This window comes from Streptomyces sp. NPDC093252, from assembly GCF_040683675.1.
In the GTDB taxonomy this organism is placed as follows: Bacteria; Actinomycetota; Actinomycetes; order Streptomycetales; family Streptomycetaceae; genus Streptomyces.
In genome coordinates, this window is record NZ_JBFBEM010000017.1 from 83097 (window position 1) to 100551 (window position 17455).

At 72.0% G+C, this 17455-nt stretch carries 14 protein-coding genes; 8 read left to right on the forward strand and 6 right to left on the reverse strand.

Annotation, left to right across the window (positions count from 1 at the left end; translation table 11 throughout):
* Window positions 1-6 precede the first annotated feature (6 nt).
* Window positions 7-1971: a sialidase family protein gene (locus AB0O01_RS30875; RefSeq protein ID WP_365318518.1), complete on the reverse strand. Its 1965-nt coding sequence runs from the start codon at window positions 1969-1971 to the stop codon at window positions 7-9.
* A 108-nt stretch (window positions 1972-2079) separates the two neighbouring features.
* On the opposite strand from AB0O01_RS30875, the gene AB0O01_RS30880 reads away from it, so the two are divergent.
* Window positions 2080-2517: a MarR family winged helix-turn-helix transcriptional regulator gene (locus tag AB0O01_RS30880; protein WP_365318520.1), complete on the forward strand. Its 438-nt coding sequence runs from the start codon at window positions 2080-2082 to the stop codon at window positions 2515-2517.
* Between the two features lie 98 nt (window positions 2518-2615).
* Here the strand turns inward: AB0O01_RS30880 and fdhD are convergent, their stop codons facing one another.
* The 5 genes from fdhD to AB0O01_RS30905 all read right to left on the reverse strand — a co-directional run bounded on the left by fdhD (window position 2616) and on the right by AB0O01_RS30905 (window position 9206).
* The gene (fdhD, locus tag AB0O01_RS30885) at window positions 2616-3464 is read right to left on the reverse strand and encodes a formate dehydrogenase accessory sulfurtransferase FdhD (RefSeq protein ID WP_365318521.1); all 849 of its coding nucleotides are present in this window, start codon (window positions 3462-3464) and stop codon (window positions 2616-2618) included.
* A 15-nt stretch (window positions 3465-3479) separates the two neighbouring features.
* The gene (locus AB0O01_RS30890; protein ID WP_365318523.1) at window positions 3480-4340 is read right to left on the reverse strand and encodes a 2Fe-2S iron-sulfur cluster-binding protein; all 861 of its coding nucleotides are present in this window, start codon (window positions 4338-4340) and stop codon (window positions 3480-3482) included.
* Window positions 4341-4470: 130 nt separating this feature from the next.
* Complete coding sequence (locus AB0O01_RS30895) at window positions 4471-6288, reverse strand: NADH-ubiquinone oxidoreductase-F iron-sulfur binding region domain-containing protein (protein ID WP_365318524.1); 1818 nt, start codon at window positions 6286-6288, stop codon at window positions 4471-4473.
* Between the two features lie 6 nt (window positions 6289-6294).
* Window positions 6295-8238, reverse strand: a complete 1944-nt coding sequence (locus AB0O01_RS30900) for a molybdopterin-dependent oxidoreductase (RefSeq protein WP_365318526.1) — start codon at window positions 8236-8238, stop codon at window positions 6295-6297.
* Complete coding sequence (locus AB0O01_RS30905) at window positions 8235-9206, reverse strand: 2-dehydropantoate 2-reductase (RefSeq protein WP_365318527.1); 972 nt, start codon at window positions 9204-9206, stop codon at window positions 8235-8237. Before AB0O01_RS30905 ends, AB0O01_RS30900 begins: the two co-directional genes overlap by 4 nt.
* Window positions 9207-9476: 270 nt before the next feature.
* On the opposite strand from AB0O01_RS30905, the gene AB0O01_RS30910 reads away from it, so the two are divergent.
* The 7 genes from AB0O01_RS30910 to AB0O01_RS30940 all read left to right on the forward strand — a co-directional run bounded on the left by AB0O01_RS30910 (window position 9477) and on the right by AB0O01_RS30940 (window position 17450).
* The gene (locus AB0O01_RS30910; protein ID WP_365318529.1) at window positions 9477-10835 is read left to right on the forward strand and encodes an OFA family MFS transporter; all 1359 of its coding nucleotides are present in this window, start codon (window positions 9477-9479) and stop codon (window positions 10833-10835) included.
* The gene (locus AB0O01_RS30915) at window positions 10804-10938 is read left to right on the forward strand and encodes a hypothetical protein (RefSeq protein WP_365318530.1); all 135 of its coding nucleotides are present in this window, start codon (window positions 10804-10806) and stop codon (window positions 10936-10938) included. Before AB0O01_RS30910 ends, AB0O01_RS30915 begins: the two co-directional genes overlap by 32 nt.
* Before the next feature lie 176 nt (window positions 10939-11114).
* Window positions 11115-12068, forward strand: a complete 954-nt coding sequence (locus AB0O01_RS30920; RefSeq protein WP_365318532.1) for a beta-ketoacyl-ACP synthase III — start codon at window positions 11115-11117, stop codon at window positions 12066-12068.
* Window positions 12069-12494: 426 nt separating this feature from the next.
* Window positions 12495-13172 carry a GntR family transcriptional regulator gene (locus AB0O01_RS30925; RefSeq protein WP_365318534.1) on the forward strand — a complete coding sequence of 226 codons (678 nt, stop codon included), beginning with the start codon at window positions 12495-12497 and terminating at the stop codon, window positions 13170-13172.
* Between the two features lie 228 nt (window positions 13173-13400).
* Window positions 13401-14582: an ROK family transcriptional regulator gene (locus AB0O01_RS30930; RefSeq protein ID WP_365318536.1), complete on the forward strand. Its 1182-nt coding sequence runs from the start codon at window positions 13401-13403 to the stop codon at window positions 14580-14582.
* Between the two features lie 334 nt (window positions 14583-14916).
* Entirely contained in the window at window positions 14917-16434 is a 1518-nt protein-coding gene (locus tag AB0O01_RS30935; RefSeq protein WP_365318537.1) for a sugar ABC transporter ATP-binding protein, read from the forward strand.
* Window positions 16431-17450 (forward strand): ABC transporter permease, encoded by a 1020-nt coding sequence (locus AB0O01_RS30940; protein ID WP_365318539.1) that lies wholly within the window; start codon window positions 16431-16433, stop codon window positions 17448-17450. The genes AB0O01_RS30935 and AB0O01_RS30940 overlap by 4 nt, the downstream gene beginning before the upstream one ends.
* Window positions 17451-17455: the final 5 nt, after the last annotated feature.

The window sequence follows — 17455 nt, forward strand, 5'->3', positions numbered from 1 at the left end:
GGGACGTTAGCCGCCCGCGATGATCCGGTCCATGGGCAGATGCAGCACCGGAGTGGCGTACGGCGCGACCCCGGTCAGCCGCAACGCCGTCAGCTCCCCGTCGGTGAGCGCCTTGTCGTACACCCGGACGTCGTCCAGGGCGCCGGTGAAGTAGGCGCGGCTGTCCATCCGCTGGCCGATGTGCACCCCGAAGGGGGAGTTGCGGCTGACCGAGCCGAGGACATCGGTGGTGGTGACCTGCTCGCCGTCCAGGAACAGGGTGAGTTCCCCGCCGCCGCGGCGCAGGGCCAGATGGTGCCAGACACCGTCGTTGCGGGCGCCGGAGGCGGACAGGGACGCCGAGTGCCAGGCGGTGGCGCCGGTCCGGGTGGTGATCAGGGCGCGCACCCGGTCGTTCGCTGGTTCGCCGCGCAGCCACACCTGCGGCTGGTTGACCCCGGTGCCGCCCATCCACAGCATCGGCTGCTCTCCGGTGGTCGCGGTGTAGCGGAACCACAGGGAGGCGGTGAAGTCCTTGGCGCCGAGCGGCAGCCGGGCGTCGTAGGGCAGCCGTACGGCGTCGTCCACGCCGTCCAGGGCGAGGGCGTTGCCGCGGACGCCGGGGGTGGTGGCGGCGCCGCCGAGGACCGCGGCGGGCGGCGCGGACGGGGCCAGGTCGGCGGTGGTGGGGTCGGGGCCGCGGCGCGGGGCGAGCCAGTCCTCGGTGAACCGGGCGAAGCGGATCTCGTCCCGGGCGTCGACCGCGCCGCCCTCGTAGAGCAGGCCCACGGTGGACGAGCCGAGGTCGGCGAGGTCGGAGTAGCCCGCCCAGTCGCGGCTGACGACCGTGCCCCGGTCGACGCTGTCCCAGGTGCGCCCGCCGTCGTAGGAGGAGCGGACCATCATCGTGCGGCGGCGGTCCGGGTCGGCCGGGCAGGCCAGCAGCATCCGGTCGCCGAGCCGCAGCAGCGCGCCCTGCACCTGCGGGGCGTAGAGGTCGGGGACCTTCTGGAAGGGGGTGTCGAAGCTGCTGCCGCCGCTGGTGCTGACGGCCTGGCTGCGGTGGCCGAGGTCGGTGCCGTCCTGCTCGCGGGCGCTGATCAGCAGACTGCCGTCGGCCTGCGCCTCCACGGTGACCTCGGAGGGCTTCTGGCCGAAGGTGCCGTCGGCGGCGATCGGCCAGGAGTCGGTGGCGCCGACCCGCCAGGTGGTGCCGCCGTCGTCGCTGATGATCAGGGCGGCGTCGTTGGCGGTGACCCGCTGGCCGTCCCAGGTCTCGGCGTTCACCCCGAGGACCAGCCGCCCGGCGTGGGCGCCCGCGTCGATCTGCACGCCGTGCACCGGGCCGGTCGCGTACCAGGAGTTCCAGTGCGCGGGCTGGACCTGGGCGCTCAGATCGCGCGGCGCGGACCAGGTGCGGCCGTCGTCGTCGCTGTACTGGAGGTGGGGCGTGCGCGGGCAGGGGATCTCGCAGCTCGCGCTGTCGGTGCGGCCGGGGTTGCGGGTCTGCACCAGCAGGATCCGCCCGGTCTCCCGGTCCACCAGCGGCGAGGGGTTGCCATGGGTGTCGCCGTTGCCCTCGCTGACCACCTGGAGCGGACCCCAGGTGCGCCCGCCGTCGGTGGAGCGCTTGACGACGAGGTCGATGTCGGTGGCGTCGCCGCAGTTCAGGACGCGGCCCTCGGCGAACGCCAGCAGGGTGCCCCGGGTGGTGCGGACGATCGCCGGGATGCGGAAGCAGGCGTAGCCGGGGTCCTGGGACGCCTTGAACAGCACGCTCTGCTGGAAGTCACCGGCGGCGGGACGGCCGGACCGGGAGGACCCGGCCCCGGACGGGCCGGACTCGTCGGACGGGACGGCCCCGGACGGGACGGCCCCGGTCGGGCCCGACTCGGATGCCGTGCCGGTCGTCGCCGGGGTCACGGCCGCCACAAGGGAGGCGACGACGGTGACGAGGACGGTTCTCAGAGGGGCGTGAAGGCCACGGGGCATGGACACCGTCCTCCGTAATCGTGGGGAATCCCACCAAGATCGTGGGAGGTACCAATGATTAACACACGATCATAGGAAAGTCCAACAACTTCAGGTTAGTCTGAGGCCATGGCCGATGCATCCGCGCCCGCGATCCGCTCGCTGCCGAGCTGGCTGCTGGGCCGGGCCGCCGCGCGCGGCCGGGCACTGGTCGCCGAGGCCCTCGCCGTCGAGGGTATGCGCACCTGGCACCATCTGGTGCTCTCCGCCGTCCGCGACCTCGGCCCGGTCGCCCAGGCGGACGTGGGCCGGGGCGTCGGCCTCGACCCCAAGGACGTCGTCGGGATACTGAACGAACTCCAGTCCGCCGGGTTCGTCGTCCGCGAGCCCGACCCCCGCGACCGCCGGAAGAACGCCGTGTCCCTCACCGGCAAGGGCGATCTGCTGCTGCGCCGCTGCGAGCGGCTCGCCCGCGAGGCCAACGACGTCCTGCTCGCGCCGCTCAGCACGACGGAGCGGGAGCAGTTCGTCCGGCTGCTCGGCCGGGTCGCCGCCGACGACCGCTGACCGACCGTTGAGGCGAGCGGGCTGAGGCGGGGCCCCTGCGGCGCAGGGGGCGCTCCCCGCCGGTCGGGGCCCCGCCGCCGTGTCGCGGTGAGCCGGGCTCAGCCCCGCGCGGCCGGGGCCCGCAGGGCGATCCGGTGCTCACCCGCGTACACGTTCATGGAACCGCCCCGCAGAAAGCCCACCAGCGTCAGCCCCGTCTCCGCCGCCAGATCCACCGCCAGCGACGACGGCGCCGACACCGCCGCCAGCACCGGAATCCCCGCCATCACCGCCTTCTGCGCCAGCTCGAACGACGCCCGCCCCGACACCAGCAGGATCACCCGCGACAACGGCAGCCCCCCGCTCTGCAACGCCCGGCCGACCAGCTTGTCGACGGCGTTGTGCCGCCCCACGTCCTCCCGGACGTCCAGCAGCTCGCCCGCCTCGCTGAACAGCGCCGCCGCGTGCAGGCCCCCGGTCCGGTCGAACACCCGCTGCGCCGCCCGCAGCCGGTCGGGGAGGCCGGCGAGCAGTTCGGGCGCCACCCGGACCGGGGGAGTGTCGGAGACCGGCCAGCGCGCGGTGGTGCGCACGGCGTCCAGGCTGGCCTTGCCGCACAGACCGCACGACGAGGTGGTGTACACGTTCCGCTCCAGCGTGATGTCCGGGATCACCACCCCCGGGCCTGTCCGCACATCCACCACGTTGTAGGTGTTCGAGCCGTCGGCCGTGGCCCCCGCGCAGTAGACGATGTTCTGGAGGTCCGCCCGCTCGGCGAGGACGCCCTCGCTGACCAGGAACCCGGCGGCGAGCGCGAAATCGTCCCCCGGGGTGCGCATGGTGATCGCGAGCGGCTTGCCGTTGAGCCGGATCTCCATCGGTTCCTCGGCGACCAGCGTGTCCGGGCGGGACGAGACCGCCCCGTCCCGGATGCGGATCACCTTGCGTCGTTCCGTGACTCGTCCCATGCCCTGTCGTCCCGTTCAGTCCCGGTTCTGTACGTGCTGGTAGCCGAAGCGTCCCTTGATACAGAGGTTGCCGTGGGTCACCGGATTGTCATGCGGAGAGGTGACCTTCACGATCTCATTGTCCTGCACATGGAGCGTGAGATTGCAGCCCACGCCGCAGTACGCGCACACCGTGGTGGTCTCCGACTGCCGCTCCTCGTCCCAGGTGCCGGCCGCCCGCATGTCGAACTCCGACCTGAAGGACAGCGCCCCCGTCGGGCACACCTCGATGCAGTTCCCGCAGTACACACATGCCGAGTCGGTCAGCGGGGCGTCGTGCTCCACCGCGATCCGGGCGTCGAAACCCCGGCCCGCGACCGAGATCGCGAAGGTGTTCTGCCACTGGTCGCCGCAGGCGTCGACGCACTTGTAGCAGAGGATGCACTTGTCGTAGTCCCGGACGTACAGGTCGTTGTCGACCCTCGGATCCTCGCCGAGCCGGGCCGCGTCCGGGCCGAACCGGTCCGGCTCCGCCCCGTACTCCTTGATCCATCCGGCGACCTGCGGGGTGGTCGACAGATCGACCGAGGACGCCAGCAGCTCGATCACGATCTTCCGGCTGTGCCGGGCCCGCTCGGTGCCGGTACGGACCTCCATGCCCGGCTCCGCCTTCCGCGAGCAGGCCGGGACCAGCGTCCGCGACCCCTCCACCTCCACCACACACACCCGGCAGGCGTTCTTCGGGGTGAGGGTGTCGCCGTGGCACAGGGTCGGGATGTCCTTCCCGGCGGCCCGGCAGGCGTCGAGGATCGTCGCCCCCTCCTGCGCCCGCACCGGCTCCCCGTCGAGGGTGAACTCCAGCAGCCTGCGCGGGATGCCCAGTTCGGTCACGGTCATGAGTGCGCTCCCCGAGAGTGGTTGACGCCCGCCCCGAGGGCGGGATTCCTGGCGGCGGTGGCCGTCCTGAGGGCGGGATTCCTGGCGGTGGCGGCCGTCCCGTGGTCGGGATTCCTGGTGACGGCGGCCCTCATTCGTACGCCCCCAGCCGGTCGATGGCGGACTCCACGGCGTTCCACGCGGTCTGGCCCAGGCCGCAGATCGAGGCGTCCCGCATCGCCCGGCCCACCTCGCGCAGCAGCGCGATGTCCCCGGCCGCCTCGGCGCCGGTGCGCGCCACGATCCGGTGCAGCGCCTCCTCCTGCCGGACCGTCCCCACCCGGCACGGCACGCACTGCCCGCACGACTCGTCCCGGAAGAACTCGGCGATCCGCAGCAGCAGCCGGGGCAGCGGCACCGTGGAGTCGAAGGCCATCACCACCCCCGAGCCCAGCGTGGTCCCCGCCTCCCGGGTGCCCTCGAAGGTCAGCGGGATGTCCGTCTCGTCCGGCCGGACGAACCCGCCCGCCGCCCCGCCCAGCAGCACCGCCCGCAGCCCGTCCCGCACCCCGGCCAGCGCCAGCAGCTCACCCAGCGTCGCCCCGAACGGCAGCTCGTAGATCCCGGGCCGCGTCACACTGCCCGAGACGCAGAACAGCTTGGGGCCGGTGGACCGGCCGGTGCCGATCGCCGCGTACGCGGGCGCGCCCATGGTCAGGATCGGCAGGACGTTGACCAGTGTCTCGACGTTGTTCTCCACCGTCGGTTTGCCGAACAGGCCCTTCTCCACCGGGAACGGCGGCTTGGAGCGCGGCTCGCCCCGATAGCCCTCGATGGAGTTGAACAGCGCCGTCTCCTCACCGCAGATGTAGGCGCCCGCACCCCGCCGGATCTCGATGTCGAAGGCGTACCCCTGCCCGAGGACATCGTCCCCGAGCAGCCCCCGCGCCCGGCACTGCCCGATCGCGTGCTCCAGTCGGGCCAGCGCCCGGGGATACTCCCCGCGCAGATAGAGGTAGCCGAGCCGGGCCCCGGTCGCGTACCCGGCGATCGTCATGGACTCGATCAGCGCGTACGGATCGCCCTCCATGATCACCCGGTCCTTGAAAGTGCCGGGCTCCGATTCGTCGGCGTTGCACACCACATAGTGCGGACGGTCCGGCTGGGCCGCGGTGGCCCCCCACTTCCGCCCGGTCGGGAAGGCCGCCCCGCCCCGGCCCACCAGCCCCGAGTCGGTCACCTCCCGGATCACCCCGGCCGGACCCAGCCGGAACGCCTCCCGCAGCGCGATGTACCCGCCGTGCGCCCGGTACTCATCGAGCGACGACGGGTCCACCACCCCCACCCTCCGCAGCAGCATCAGTCCCGGCGCCCCCGCCTGCGGCACCGCGAGCGCCGCGGGCGGCTCCTCGGGCGCCGAGTCGGGCGCCGTCGCGGCGCGTACGGCCGTCTCCACGGTGGCCGGCGCGGAGACGGCCGTACGGACCGGATCGCCCGCGCGGATCGCGAGCGCGGCCGGGGCCCGTTCGCACAGCCCCAGGCAGGGGCTGCGCTGGACCCGGACGCCGGGACCGAGCCGGGACTCGATCCCTGCGCACAGCTCCGGCGCCCCGGCCGCCGCGCAGGCGAGGTCCGTGCAGACGTGCAGCACGGTCGCCGGGCGCGGTGTCACCGATAACAGGGCGTAGAAGGTGGCCACCCCGTACGCCTGTGCCGGGGGCACGGTCAGCCGGCGGCACAGATAGTCCAGCGCGCCGCCGCTGATCCAGCCGACCCGGTCGTTGAGCGCGTGCAGCCCCGGCAACAGCAGCTCACGGCGGTCCCGGGCCTCCCGCCCGCCGCGCGCCCACCGCAGATCGGCGTCGGAGCGGTCCGCCCCCTCCCAGGAGGACTCCGGCGGACCGAGCAGGGCGTCGACCGCCGCCCGCTCCTCGTCCGTCGGCTTGCTGTCACCGAAGTGCAGATCCACAGGTGGTCACCTCACGATGGTCGCGACGGGCAGCTTCTCGATCCGGATCGCCGACGCCTTGAACTCCGCCGTCCCCGCGATCGGGCAGTTGGCCTCGATCGTGAGCTGGTTGGTGTCCACCTCGTCGGGAAAGTGCATGGTCATAAAGGCCAGACCGGGCCGCAGCGCCGGATCCACCCAGACCGGCGCGACCACCGCACCGCGCCGCGAGGACACCTGGACCTCCTCGCCCACCGCCACCCCGTACCGCTCGGCGTCCTCCGGGCACAGCTCGATGTACTCCCCGCGCCGCAGCGGCGAGGCGAACCCGCCGGACTGCACCCCGGTGTTGTAGGAGTCCAGACGGCGGCCCGTGGTGAGCCGGATCGGGAAGTCCTCGTCGGTGAGATCGACCGGCGGATCGTGCTGGACCAGCCCGAACGGCGCCAGCCGCCCGCGCTCGGCCGGGTCGTCCGCCCACAGCCGCCCGTGCAGATAGGTCGGTTCGAGACGGTCGGTGGACGGGCATGGCCACTGGATGCCCTGCTCCTCGGCCAGCCGCGCGTACGTCATCCCGTAGTGGTCCGGGGACACCGAGCGCAGCTCGTTCCAGACCGCCTCCGCGTCCGCGTACGTCCAGTCGTGGCCGAGCCGGGACGCCAGCGCGCACAGGATGCCGATGTCCTCGCGGGCCTCGCCGGGCGGGGTCACCGCGCGCCGCACCCGCTGCACCCGGCGCTCGCTGTTGGTGGTGGTGCCGTCGGTCTCCGCCCACCCGGCGGTCGCGGGCAGCACCACATCGGCGAGCTGCGCGGTCCGGGTGAGGAAGATGTCCTGGACGACCAGGAAGTCCAGCATCCCCAGCCGCCGCACCGCCTGCTCGCTGTCCGCCTCGGACTGGGCCGGGTTCTCGCCGATGCAGTAGACCGCCCGGAGCGAGCCCTCCTCCATCGCCTCGAACATCTCGGTCAGCGTCAGCCCGTAGTGCGGCTGGATCACCGTGTCCCAGGCGCTCTCGAACCTCAGCCGGGCGTCCGGGTCCAGGATGTCCTGGAAGCCGGGCAGCCGGTTGGGGATCGCCCCCATGTCCCCGCCGCCCTGGACGTTGTTCTGCCCGCGCAGCGGCTGGAGCCCCGAGCCGAACCGGCCGACGTGCCCGGTCAGCAGCGACAGATTGATCAGCGCCCGGACGTTGTCGGTGCCGTTGTGGTGCTCGGTGATGCCCAGCGTCCAGCACAACTGGGCGCGCTCGGCGCGGGCGTAGGCGTGCGCCAGCTCCCGGATCGCCCGCGCGGGCACCCCGGTCACCTTCTCGGCCAGCGACAGCGTCCACGGCTCGACCAGCGCCCGGTACTCCTCGAAGCCGGACGTGGCCCGCGCGATGAACGCCTCGTTGGCCAGGCCCGCGTGGATGATCTCCCGCCCGATCGCGTGCGCCATCGGGATGTCGGTGCCGACATTCAGCCCGAGCCAGCCCTCCGCCCACTCGGCGGTGGAGGTGCGGCGCGGATCGACCGCGTACATCCGGGCGCCGTTCCGGATCCCGCGCAGCACGTGCTGGAAGAAGATCGGGTGCGCGAAGCGGGCGTTGGACCCCCACATCACGACGACATCGGTGTGCTCGATCTCCTCGTACGACGAGGTCCCGCCGCCGGAGCCGAACGCCGCCGACAGCCCGGCCACGCTCGGCGCGTGACAGGTGCGGTTGCAGGAGTCGACGTTGTTGGTGCCCATCACCACCCGGGTGAACTTCTGCGCCACATAGTTCATCTCGTTGGTGGCACGGGCGCAGGAGAACATGCCGAAGGCGCCCCGGTTGCGCTCGAAGCCCCGGGCGGCGCGCTCCAGCGCCTCCTCCCAGGTCGCCCGCCGGAACGGCTCGTCGCGGGAGTCGCGGACGAGGGGGTGGGTGAGGCGGGTGTAGGTCCTGGGGGTGCGGTCCCTGCGCGGACCGTCGCCGGGTTTCCTCATGCGGCGCTCCTCAGCGCGAGCAGGTCCGAGATGGCGTGCACGGTGCGCAGGGTCGGCACCTGGACGCCGGTGATCTCCGCCAGCTCCACGACGGCCGCGAGCAGCACGTCCAGTTCCAGCGGCTTGCCGCGCTCCAGGTCCTGGAGCGTGGAGGTGCGGTGGTCGCCGACCTTCTCCGCGCCGGCGAGCCGGCGTTCGATGGACACCCCGACCTCGCAGCCGAGGGCCTCGGCGACCGAGAGCGTCTCGGTCATCATGATCTCGATGACCCTGCGGGTGCCCCCGTGCAGACACATCTGCCGCATGGTGGCGCGGGCCAGCGCGCTGATCGGGTTGAAGGAGATGTTGCCGAGCAGCTTGAGCCAGATGTCGTTGCGCAGCTCGGGCTCGACCGGGCACTTCAGCCCGCCGGTCACCATGGCCTCGCTGAACGCGGCACAGCGCGGCGAGACACTGCGGTCGGGCTCCCCGATCGAGAACCGGGTGCCCTCCAGATGGCGGACGACGCCGGGGCCCTCCAGTTCGGTGGCCGCGTACACCACACAGCCGATGGCCCGCTCGGGGGCCAGCACCGCACTGACCGCGCCCCCCGGGTCGACGCTCTCGATCCGGTGGCCGTCGTACAGTCCGCCGTGGCGGTGGAAGTACCACCAGGGAATGCCGTTCTGGGCGGCGATCACCGCCGTCCGGTCGTGCAGCAGCGGCTCGATCAGCGGCCCGCACGCCGCGTACGAGTTGGCCTTCAGGCCGAGGAAGACGTAGTCGACCGGGCCGATCGAGGCCGGGTCGTCGGTGGCGTGGGGCCGGGCGACGAAGTCACCGCGCGGACTGAGCACCCGGACGCCGTGCTGCCTCATGGCCGCGAGATGCGGTCCACGGGCGACGAGATGGACGTCCGCACCCGCGCGGTGGAGCGCGGCACCCACATAGGCGCCGATCGCACCGGCGCCGAGAACTGCGACTTTCACGGGGACAACTCCGTTCGGTTTGAGGGATACCGCGGAGGTGGTCGGGGGGTCGGGGGGCATCGGGAGGATGTCGAGCGGCCCTGGAGCGCGAGAGGCCGGCCGCGCGAGCACGTCGACGGAATATTGTCTACAGTATGGAAGTTGGGTCGACAAGGGTCCGCGCAACCACCGTTCCCGGCGCGACCGTTCGGCGCGCGGTGCATACCGCTCATCGCATACGGTTGACCGTCGGCTTTCCAACGCCCGCGGCCCTGCCTACGGTTCCGGATCATGAGTCCCCCCATCGCTCCCGTGGGCTGGAGCCGCTGGCTCGTTCCCCCCGCAGCACTGTCCGTCCATCTCTCCATCGGCCAGGCGTACGCCTGGAGCGTGTTCAAGCCACCGCTCGAATCGGCGCTCGGTCTCAGCGGCACCCAGAGCGCGCTGCCCTTCCAGCTCGGCATCGTGATGCTCGGCCTGTCCGCCGCGTTCGGCGGCACCCTGGTCGAACGCCGGGGCCCCCGCTGGGCGATGACCGTCGCCCTGGTCTGCTTCTCCTCCGGCTTCCTGATCTCCGCCCTCGGCGCGGCCACCGAGCGGTACTGGCTGATCGTCCTCGGCTACGGCTTCGTCGGCGGCATCGGCCTGGGCATCGGCTACATCTCACCGGTCTCCACCTTGATCAAATGGTTCCCGGACCGCCCCGGCATGGCCACCGGCATCGCCATCATGGGCTTCGGCGGCGGGGCCCTGATCGCGTCCCCCTGGTCGGCGCGGATGCTCGACTCCTTCGGCGCGGACAGCGACGGAATCGCCCTGGCGTTCCTGGTCCACGGCCTGACCTACGCGGCCTTCATGACACTGGGTGTCCTGCTGGTCAGGGTCCCCCCGACGCCCCTCCCAGGGGCGCGGGACGCGTCCCCAGGCGGCTCCGCCGCGCCGGCCCGCCCGGCCCCCACCGGCCCGCAGGTGTCCGCGCGCCAGGCCCTCCGCACCCCCCAGTTCTGGTGCCTGTGGATCGTCCTGTGCATGAATGTCACCGCGGGCATCGGCATCCTCGAAAAGGCCGCCCCGATGATCACCGACTTCTTCGAGGACACCCCCGCCCCGGTCTCGGCGGCGGCAGCGGCCGGCTTCGTCGCCCTCCTGTCCGCCGCGAACATGGCCGGACGCATCGGCTGGTCCGCCACCTCCGACCTCGTCGGCCGCAAGAACATCTACCGCCTCTACCTCGGCGCCGGCGCCCTGATGTACGGCCTCATCGCCCTCTACGGCGACTCCTCGAAACCCCTGTTCGTGCTGTGCGCCCTGGTCGTCCTCTCCTTCTACGGCGGCGGCTTCGCCACCGTCCCCGCCTATCTGAAGGACCTGTTCGGCACCTACCAGGTCGGCGCCATCCACGGCCGGCTGCTCACCGCCTGGTCCACCGCCGGGGTGCTCGGCCCGCTGATCGTCAACTGGATCGCCGACCGGCAGGAGAGCGCGGGGAGGACCGGCGCCGAGCTGTACGGACTGTCCTTCCTCATCATGATCGGACTGCTGGCCGTCGGCTTCGTCGCCAATGAGCTGGTCCGGCCCGTCCACCCCCGCCACCACCATGTCCCCGAGGAGGCCGCCGATGTCCGGCGAGCGCAGCCAGAGTCCGCCTGACCGCCGTCCGCTGACCGTGTTCGCCTGGCTCTGGGTCGGGCTGCCGCTGGCGTACGGAATGTATGAGCTGGTGCGGAAGGCGACCCAGTTGTTCACCGGGTGAGAGGTGAGAGGTGAGAGGTGCCTCGCGGGCCCGGGGATGCCTTCCGGGGCGCGTCGGTGCTGATAGAAACCGACAACTCGGGCGGGTGAATCCTGTGGCATCCCGTGCCGCCGTACCCGCGAGTCACTCATCAGACTGGTGGATCCCGGACCCGGAACCCTAGGGGGCCCACCCGTATGAACGGCTCGCGTATCGCCGCTGTCGGCCACTACCAGCCCGCCCGCGTGCTCACCAACGAGGATGTGGCGGGCCTGGTCGACACCAGTGACGAGTGGATCCGCAGCCGGGTCGGCATCCGTACCCGGCACATCGCGGGCCCCGACGAGCCGGTGGACGAGCTGGCCGCGCACGCCGCCGCCAAGGCGCTCGCCGCGGCCGGGCTCGGCCCGGACGCCATCGATCTGGTGCTGGTCGCCACCTCCACCGCCATCGACCGCTCGCCCAACATGGCCGCCCGGGTCGCCGCCCGGCTCGGCATTCCCTCCCCGGCCGCGATGGACGTCAACGTGGTCTGCGCGGGCTTCACCCACGCCCTCGCCACCGCCGACCACACCCTGCGCGCCGGGGCCGCGACCCGGGCCCTGGTGATCGGCGCCGACAAGATGTCCGACGTCGCCGACTGGACCGACCGCACCACCTGCGTCCTGGTCGGCGACGGCGCCGGAGCGGCCGTGGTCGAGGGCATGGAGGTGCCGGACGGAGGGGCGCCCGGGATCGGCCCGGTGCTGTGGGGCTCGGTGCCGGAGATGGGCCACGCCGTCCGGATCGAGGGCTCACCGGCCCGGTTCGCCCAGGAGGGCCAGACCGTCTACCGCTGGGCCACCACCCAGCTCCCGCCGCTCGCCCGCGCCGCCTGCGAACGCGCCGGGCTGGCCCCGGCCGACCTCGCCGCCGTCGTCCTGCACCAGGCCAATCTGCGGATCATCGAACCGCTCGCCGGGAAGATCGGCGCGGTCAACGCGGTTGTCGCCCGCGATGTCACCGTCTCCGGCAACACCTCCGCCGCGAGCATCCCGATGGCTCTGTCCAAGCTGGTCGAGCGCGGCGAGATCGCCTCCGGCGACCCGGTGCTGCTGTTCGGCTTCGGCGGCAACCTTTCGTACGCGGGACAGGTCGTCCGCTGCCCCTGAGGGGCGCCGGCTGCCGCTGGGGGGGGGGTGCCCGGTGCCGCTGGGGCTGGACGGGCCGTCCGTGCCCTTGAGCGGGTGCCCGCTGCCACTGGGGCGGGCGGGGCCGTCCGCTGCCGCTGGGTGGGGAGGGGCATCTGCGGCCCCTGGGCGGGCCGCCCGCGGCCCTGAGGGAGTGGGGCGTCGGTGCCTCGGCGGGTCCGTGAACCCCGGTGTCCCGGCGGGTCCGGGACCCCCGACCCTCTCTTGCCCCTTCGGGCAGACCCCGGTCGGCAAGGGGTGCGTTCGGTGTGATGTGCCCAACTGTCCGATTTCCCGGAACCGGTGCGCCGTAGACTGTAGACGAAAGACAATCGATACTGACTTTGCCCGGTCATTACGGTTGTCGTGGAGTAATGCCCGCAGTACCTGCCGAGGAGGGGGACCGCGATGCTGTCGACAGGACTGCCGCAGGGGGCCGTGCCCAGGCTGGAGCGTCCCGGCCCGCTGCGCGACCGCGTCTACGAGGCGCTGCTGGAACTCATCACCACCCGTGCGCTCCAGCCCGGCCAGCATCTGGTCGAGAGTGAACTCGCCGGGCATCTCGGGGTCTCCCGCCAGCCGGTGCGCGAGGCGCTCCAGCGGCTGAACACCGAGGGCTGGGTCGATCTGCGCCCCGCCCAGGGTGCGTTCGTCCACGAGCCCACCGAGGAGGAGGCGGACCAGCTCCTGACCGTCCGCACCCTGCTGGAGGCCGAGGCCGCCCGGCTCGCCGCCGCCAACGCCGGCACGGCCGGGGTCACCGCGCTGGAGGAGCTGTGCGCGGAGGGCGAAGAGGCCGTCGCCGCCGATGACGTGGACGCGGCGGTGCTGCTCAACGCCCGCTTCCACGCCAAGGTGATGGAGCTGGCGGGGAACGCGGTGCTGGCGGAACTCGCCCGCCAGGTCGACCGCCGGGTGCGGTGGTACTACGCGCCGGTGGCCCGGCAGCGGGGGCACCAGTCCTGGATCGAGCACCGGGAGCTGATCGCCGCGATCACCGCCCGCGACGAACCCCGGGCCACCCAGATCATGCGCGACCACACCGAGCACACCCGCAAGTCCTACCACGCCCGTTCGCGCGGCTAGGGCGCGCTCGCCTCCCCGCTTCCCAGTCCGTAGTGGGGCAATTCCGGCCTTTCGCGCCTCCAAAGTCCCCCCAAGGTCCACCCCTGACCCTCGCTTTGTCCTGTCAGTGGAAGAAGTCGACGGCAATCTCTGCGCAAGTTCTTCCCCATCGCGGCAGCCACTGCTACGTTCCCCTCGAAAGCCACACGGAGACAGCCGATATGAGGCGGGGAGGGGCTCGTGAGACGTATGACCGCACGACCCGCTAACGCCCATCAGGCCCGGCTGCTGAAGCTCTTGCGCGACGGCGGCCCCAACTCCCGTGCCCAGCTCGGCGACCAGATCGACCTCTCCCGGTCGAAACTGGCGGTCGAGGTGGACCGGTTGCTGGAAACGGGACTGGTGGTCGCCGACGGACTCGCCGCCTCGCGCGGGGGGCGCCGCTCCCACAACATCCGGCTCAATCCGGGGCTGCGCTTTCTCGGCGTCGACATCGGCGCCACCTCCATAGATGTCGCCGTCACCAACGCCGAACTGGAGATCCTCGGGCACATCAACCAGCCCATGGAGGTCCGCGAGGGACCCGTCGCGGTCTTCGAGCAGGCCCTCTCCATGGCCGCCAAACTCAAGGCGTCCGGGCTGGTCGAGGGGTTCGACGGGGCCGGGATCGGGGTACCGGGACCGGTCCGCTTCCCGGAGGGCGTCCCCGTGGCGCCGCCGATCATGCCCGGCTGGGACGGCTTCCCCGTGCGGGAGGCGCTCAGCCAGGAACTCGGCTGCCCGGTGATGGTCGACAACGATGTGAACCTGATGGCGATGGGGGAGCAGCACGCGGGCGTCGCCCGTTCCGTGGGCGACTTCCTCTGCGTCAAGATCGGTACCGGTATCGGCTGCGGGATCGTCGTCGGCGGAGAGGTCCACCGCGGGACGACGGGCAGCGCGGGCGACATCGGGCACATTCAGGCCGTGCCCGACGGACGGCCGTGCGCCTGTGGCAACCGGGGGTGCCTGGAGGCCCACTTCAGCGGTGCCGCGCTCGCGCGGGACGCGCTGGAGGCGGTCCAGCAGGGACGCTCACCGGAACTCGCGGCCCGGCTGGAGGCGACCGGCACGCTCAGCGCCGTCGATGTCGCCGCCGCGGCCTCCGCGGGGGACGCCACCGCCCTCGATCTGATCCGTGAGGGCGGCAACCATGTCGGCCAGGTCATCGCCGGCCTGGTCAGCTTCTTCAACCCGGGACTCGTGGTGATCGGCGGTGGAGTGACCGGCCTCGGCCACAATCTGCTCGCCGCGATCCGCACCCAGGTCTACCGTCAGTCGCTGCCCCTGGCGACCGGCAATCTGCCCATCGTGCTCGGTGAACTCGGCCCCACCGCCGGGGTCATCGGCGCGGCCCGGCTGATCAGCGATCACCTGTACTCACCCGCGTAGCCCGTCGTCCGCGCAAGCGGGCACCTGTGCCAGCAGTCATCCGCGTCGTCAGCAGCCACTCGCGTCAGCGGTCATCCGCGCAACTCCTTCGCAAGCAACGTCCAGCGTTCCACGGCGGTCGCGTCCGATGCGGCTGCCGGTCGATCCCTGCCCGTCAGTCACTCGTGTCAGCGGCCTGCCCTGCCTGGTCCACGCGCTCTCGGCACCACGGTCCCTCTTGCTGGTGATCTTCCGCTATATGCCCTTTTTTGCAGACGCTCCTCCACCCCCTTATGCCCTCTCACACCCTCTCCTGCCCTGACACCCGGCCCGCCCGCCGCCGAGGGGAACCCACATGGCATCAGAACCACCGCTGCTCAGCATGTCCGGCATCACCAAGTCGTTCCCCGGCGTTCGGGCCCTCGACGGCGTCGACCTCGATGTGCAGGCCGGTGAAGTGCACTGTCTGCTCGGCCAGAACGGAGCCGGCAAGTCCACCCTGATCAAGGTGCTGGCAGGCGCCCACCAGCCCGACGGCGGCACCATCCGCTGGCTCGGCGAGGACGTCACCCTGCGCTCGCCCATCGCCGCCATGCGCCTCGGCATCGCCACCATCTACCAGGAACTCGACCTGGTGGAGCATCTGTCCGTCGCCGAGAACGTCCACCTGGGCCATGAGCCGACCGCCGCCGGATTCGTCGTGAAGCGCGGCACCGCGCGGGCCTCCACCGCGGCCCTGCTCAAACGGCTCGGGCACCCCGAGATCGATCCGGCCCGGCTGGTGGGGGAGTTGTCGGCCGCCCAACAGCAGATCGTGTCCATGGCACGGGCGCTCTCCCACCATGTCCGCCTGATCGTGATGGACGAGCCGTCCGCCGCCCTCGACCCCGACGAGGTCGACAACCTCTTCCGGATCGTGGCCGATCTGACCGCCGACGGGGTCGCCGTCGTCTACATCTCGCACCGGCTGGAGGAGATCCGCCGGATCGGGGACCGGGTGACCGTCCTCAAGGACGGCCGGGCGGTGGCCGGCGGACTGCCCGCCGAATCCACCCCCACCAAGGATGTCGTGGCCCTGATGACCGGCCGCAACGTCGAGTACGTCTTCCCGGAGCGGCCCACCGCGCCACAGCCGCGCGATCCGCTGCTGGAGGTGCGCGGACTGGCCCGGGACGGCGAGTTCGAGTCCTTCGACCTGACCGTGCGGCCCGGGGAGATCGTCGGTTTCGCCGGACTGGTCGGCTCCGGCCGCTCCGAGATCCTGGAGACCATCTACGGGGCCCGCAAGCCGACGGCCGGTCAGGTCTTCGTCGACGGGCAGCCGTTGCGGCCCGGCAGCGTCCGCGCCGCCGTGCGCGCCGGGCTCGGGCTCGCCCCCGAGGAGCGCAAGGCGCAGGGCCTGCTGATGCTGGAGTCCGTCACCAACAATGTGTCGGTCTCCTCCATGTCCCGCTTCGCCCGCCTCGGCTGGATCGACCGGGGCGCCGAACTGGGGGCGGCCCGCGCCACCACCCGCGAGCTGTCCCTGCGGCCCGACAACCCGGCCGTCCCGATCCGCACCCTGTCCGGCGGCAACCAGCAGAAAGCCGTCCTCGCCCGCTGGCTGCTGCGCGGCTGCCGGGTCCTGCTGCTCGACGAACCCACCCGCGGTGTGGACGTCGGCGCCCGCGCCGAGCTGTACGCCGTCGTCCGGCGTCTCGCCGACGAGGGCCTCGCCGTCCTGCTGGTCTCCAGCGAGGTGCCCGAGGTGCTCGGCCTCGCCGACCGCGTCCTGGTCCTGCGCGAGGGCCGGGTCGTGCACACCGCACCGGCCCAGGAACTGGACGAACACCGCGTCCTCGACCTTGTGATGGAAGGAAGCCCGGCGTCATGACGCAGCCCGTCTCCCCGCCGCGGGACACCACCGACAAGGCGCCGCCGGTGAGCGGGCCGCCCGCCTGGCGCGCCACGCTGTTCCGCACCGACGTACGCACCCTGTCCCTGCTCGGCGTGCTCGCCGCGCTGATCGTGATCGGCGGCATCACCAAGCCCGACCAGTTCCTGGACACCCGCAATCTGCAACTCGTCCTCACCCAGGCGTCGATCATCGGGGTCGTCGTCGTCGGGATGACCTTCGTCATCATCTCCGGCGGCATCGATCTCTCCGTCGGCGCGATCGTGGCCCTCGCCTCGGTCTGGGCGACGACGGTGGCGACCCAGGAGTACGGCTTCTTCGGCATCCTGTTCACCGCGGTGGTCGTCGGCGTGGCCTGCGGACTGGTCAACGGGGTGCTGATCGCCTACGGCGGGATGGTGCCGTTCATCGCCACGCTCGCCATGCTGGCCTCGGCCCGCGGGCTCGCCCTCCAGATCACCGACGGCAAGACGCAGATCGTCACCGTCCCCAGCGTCCTCGACCTCGGGGAGCGCGACGCCTACATCCTGGGCATCCCGCCGCTGGTCCTGGTCTTCGCGGCGGTCACCGTCGTCGGCTGGCTGCTGCTCAACCGCACCACCTTCGGGCGCCGTTCGGTCGCCGTCGGCGGCAACGCCGAGGCCGCCCGGCTGGCCGGGATCGATGTCCGCCGCCAGCGCCTGTATCTGTATCTGCTCTCCGGGCTGTGCTGCGGCATCGCCGCCTTCCTGCTGATCATCCTGTCCGGCTCGGGCCAGAACACCAACGGCAACCTCTACGAACTCGACGCCATCGCCGCGGCGATCATCGGCGGCACGCTGCTCAGCGGCGGCCGGGGCACGATCGTCGGCTCGGTGCTCGGCGTCCTGATCTTCACCACGATCACCAACATCTTCGCCCTGAACAACCTACAGAGCGACGTCCAGCAGATCGCCAAGGGCGCGATCATCGTCGCCGCCGTGCTGGTCCAGCGCCGTACCGCGAGCACGACTTGAGGAAA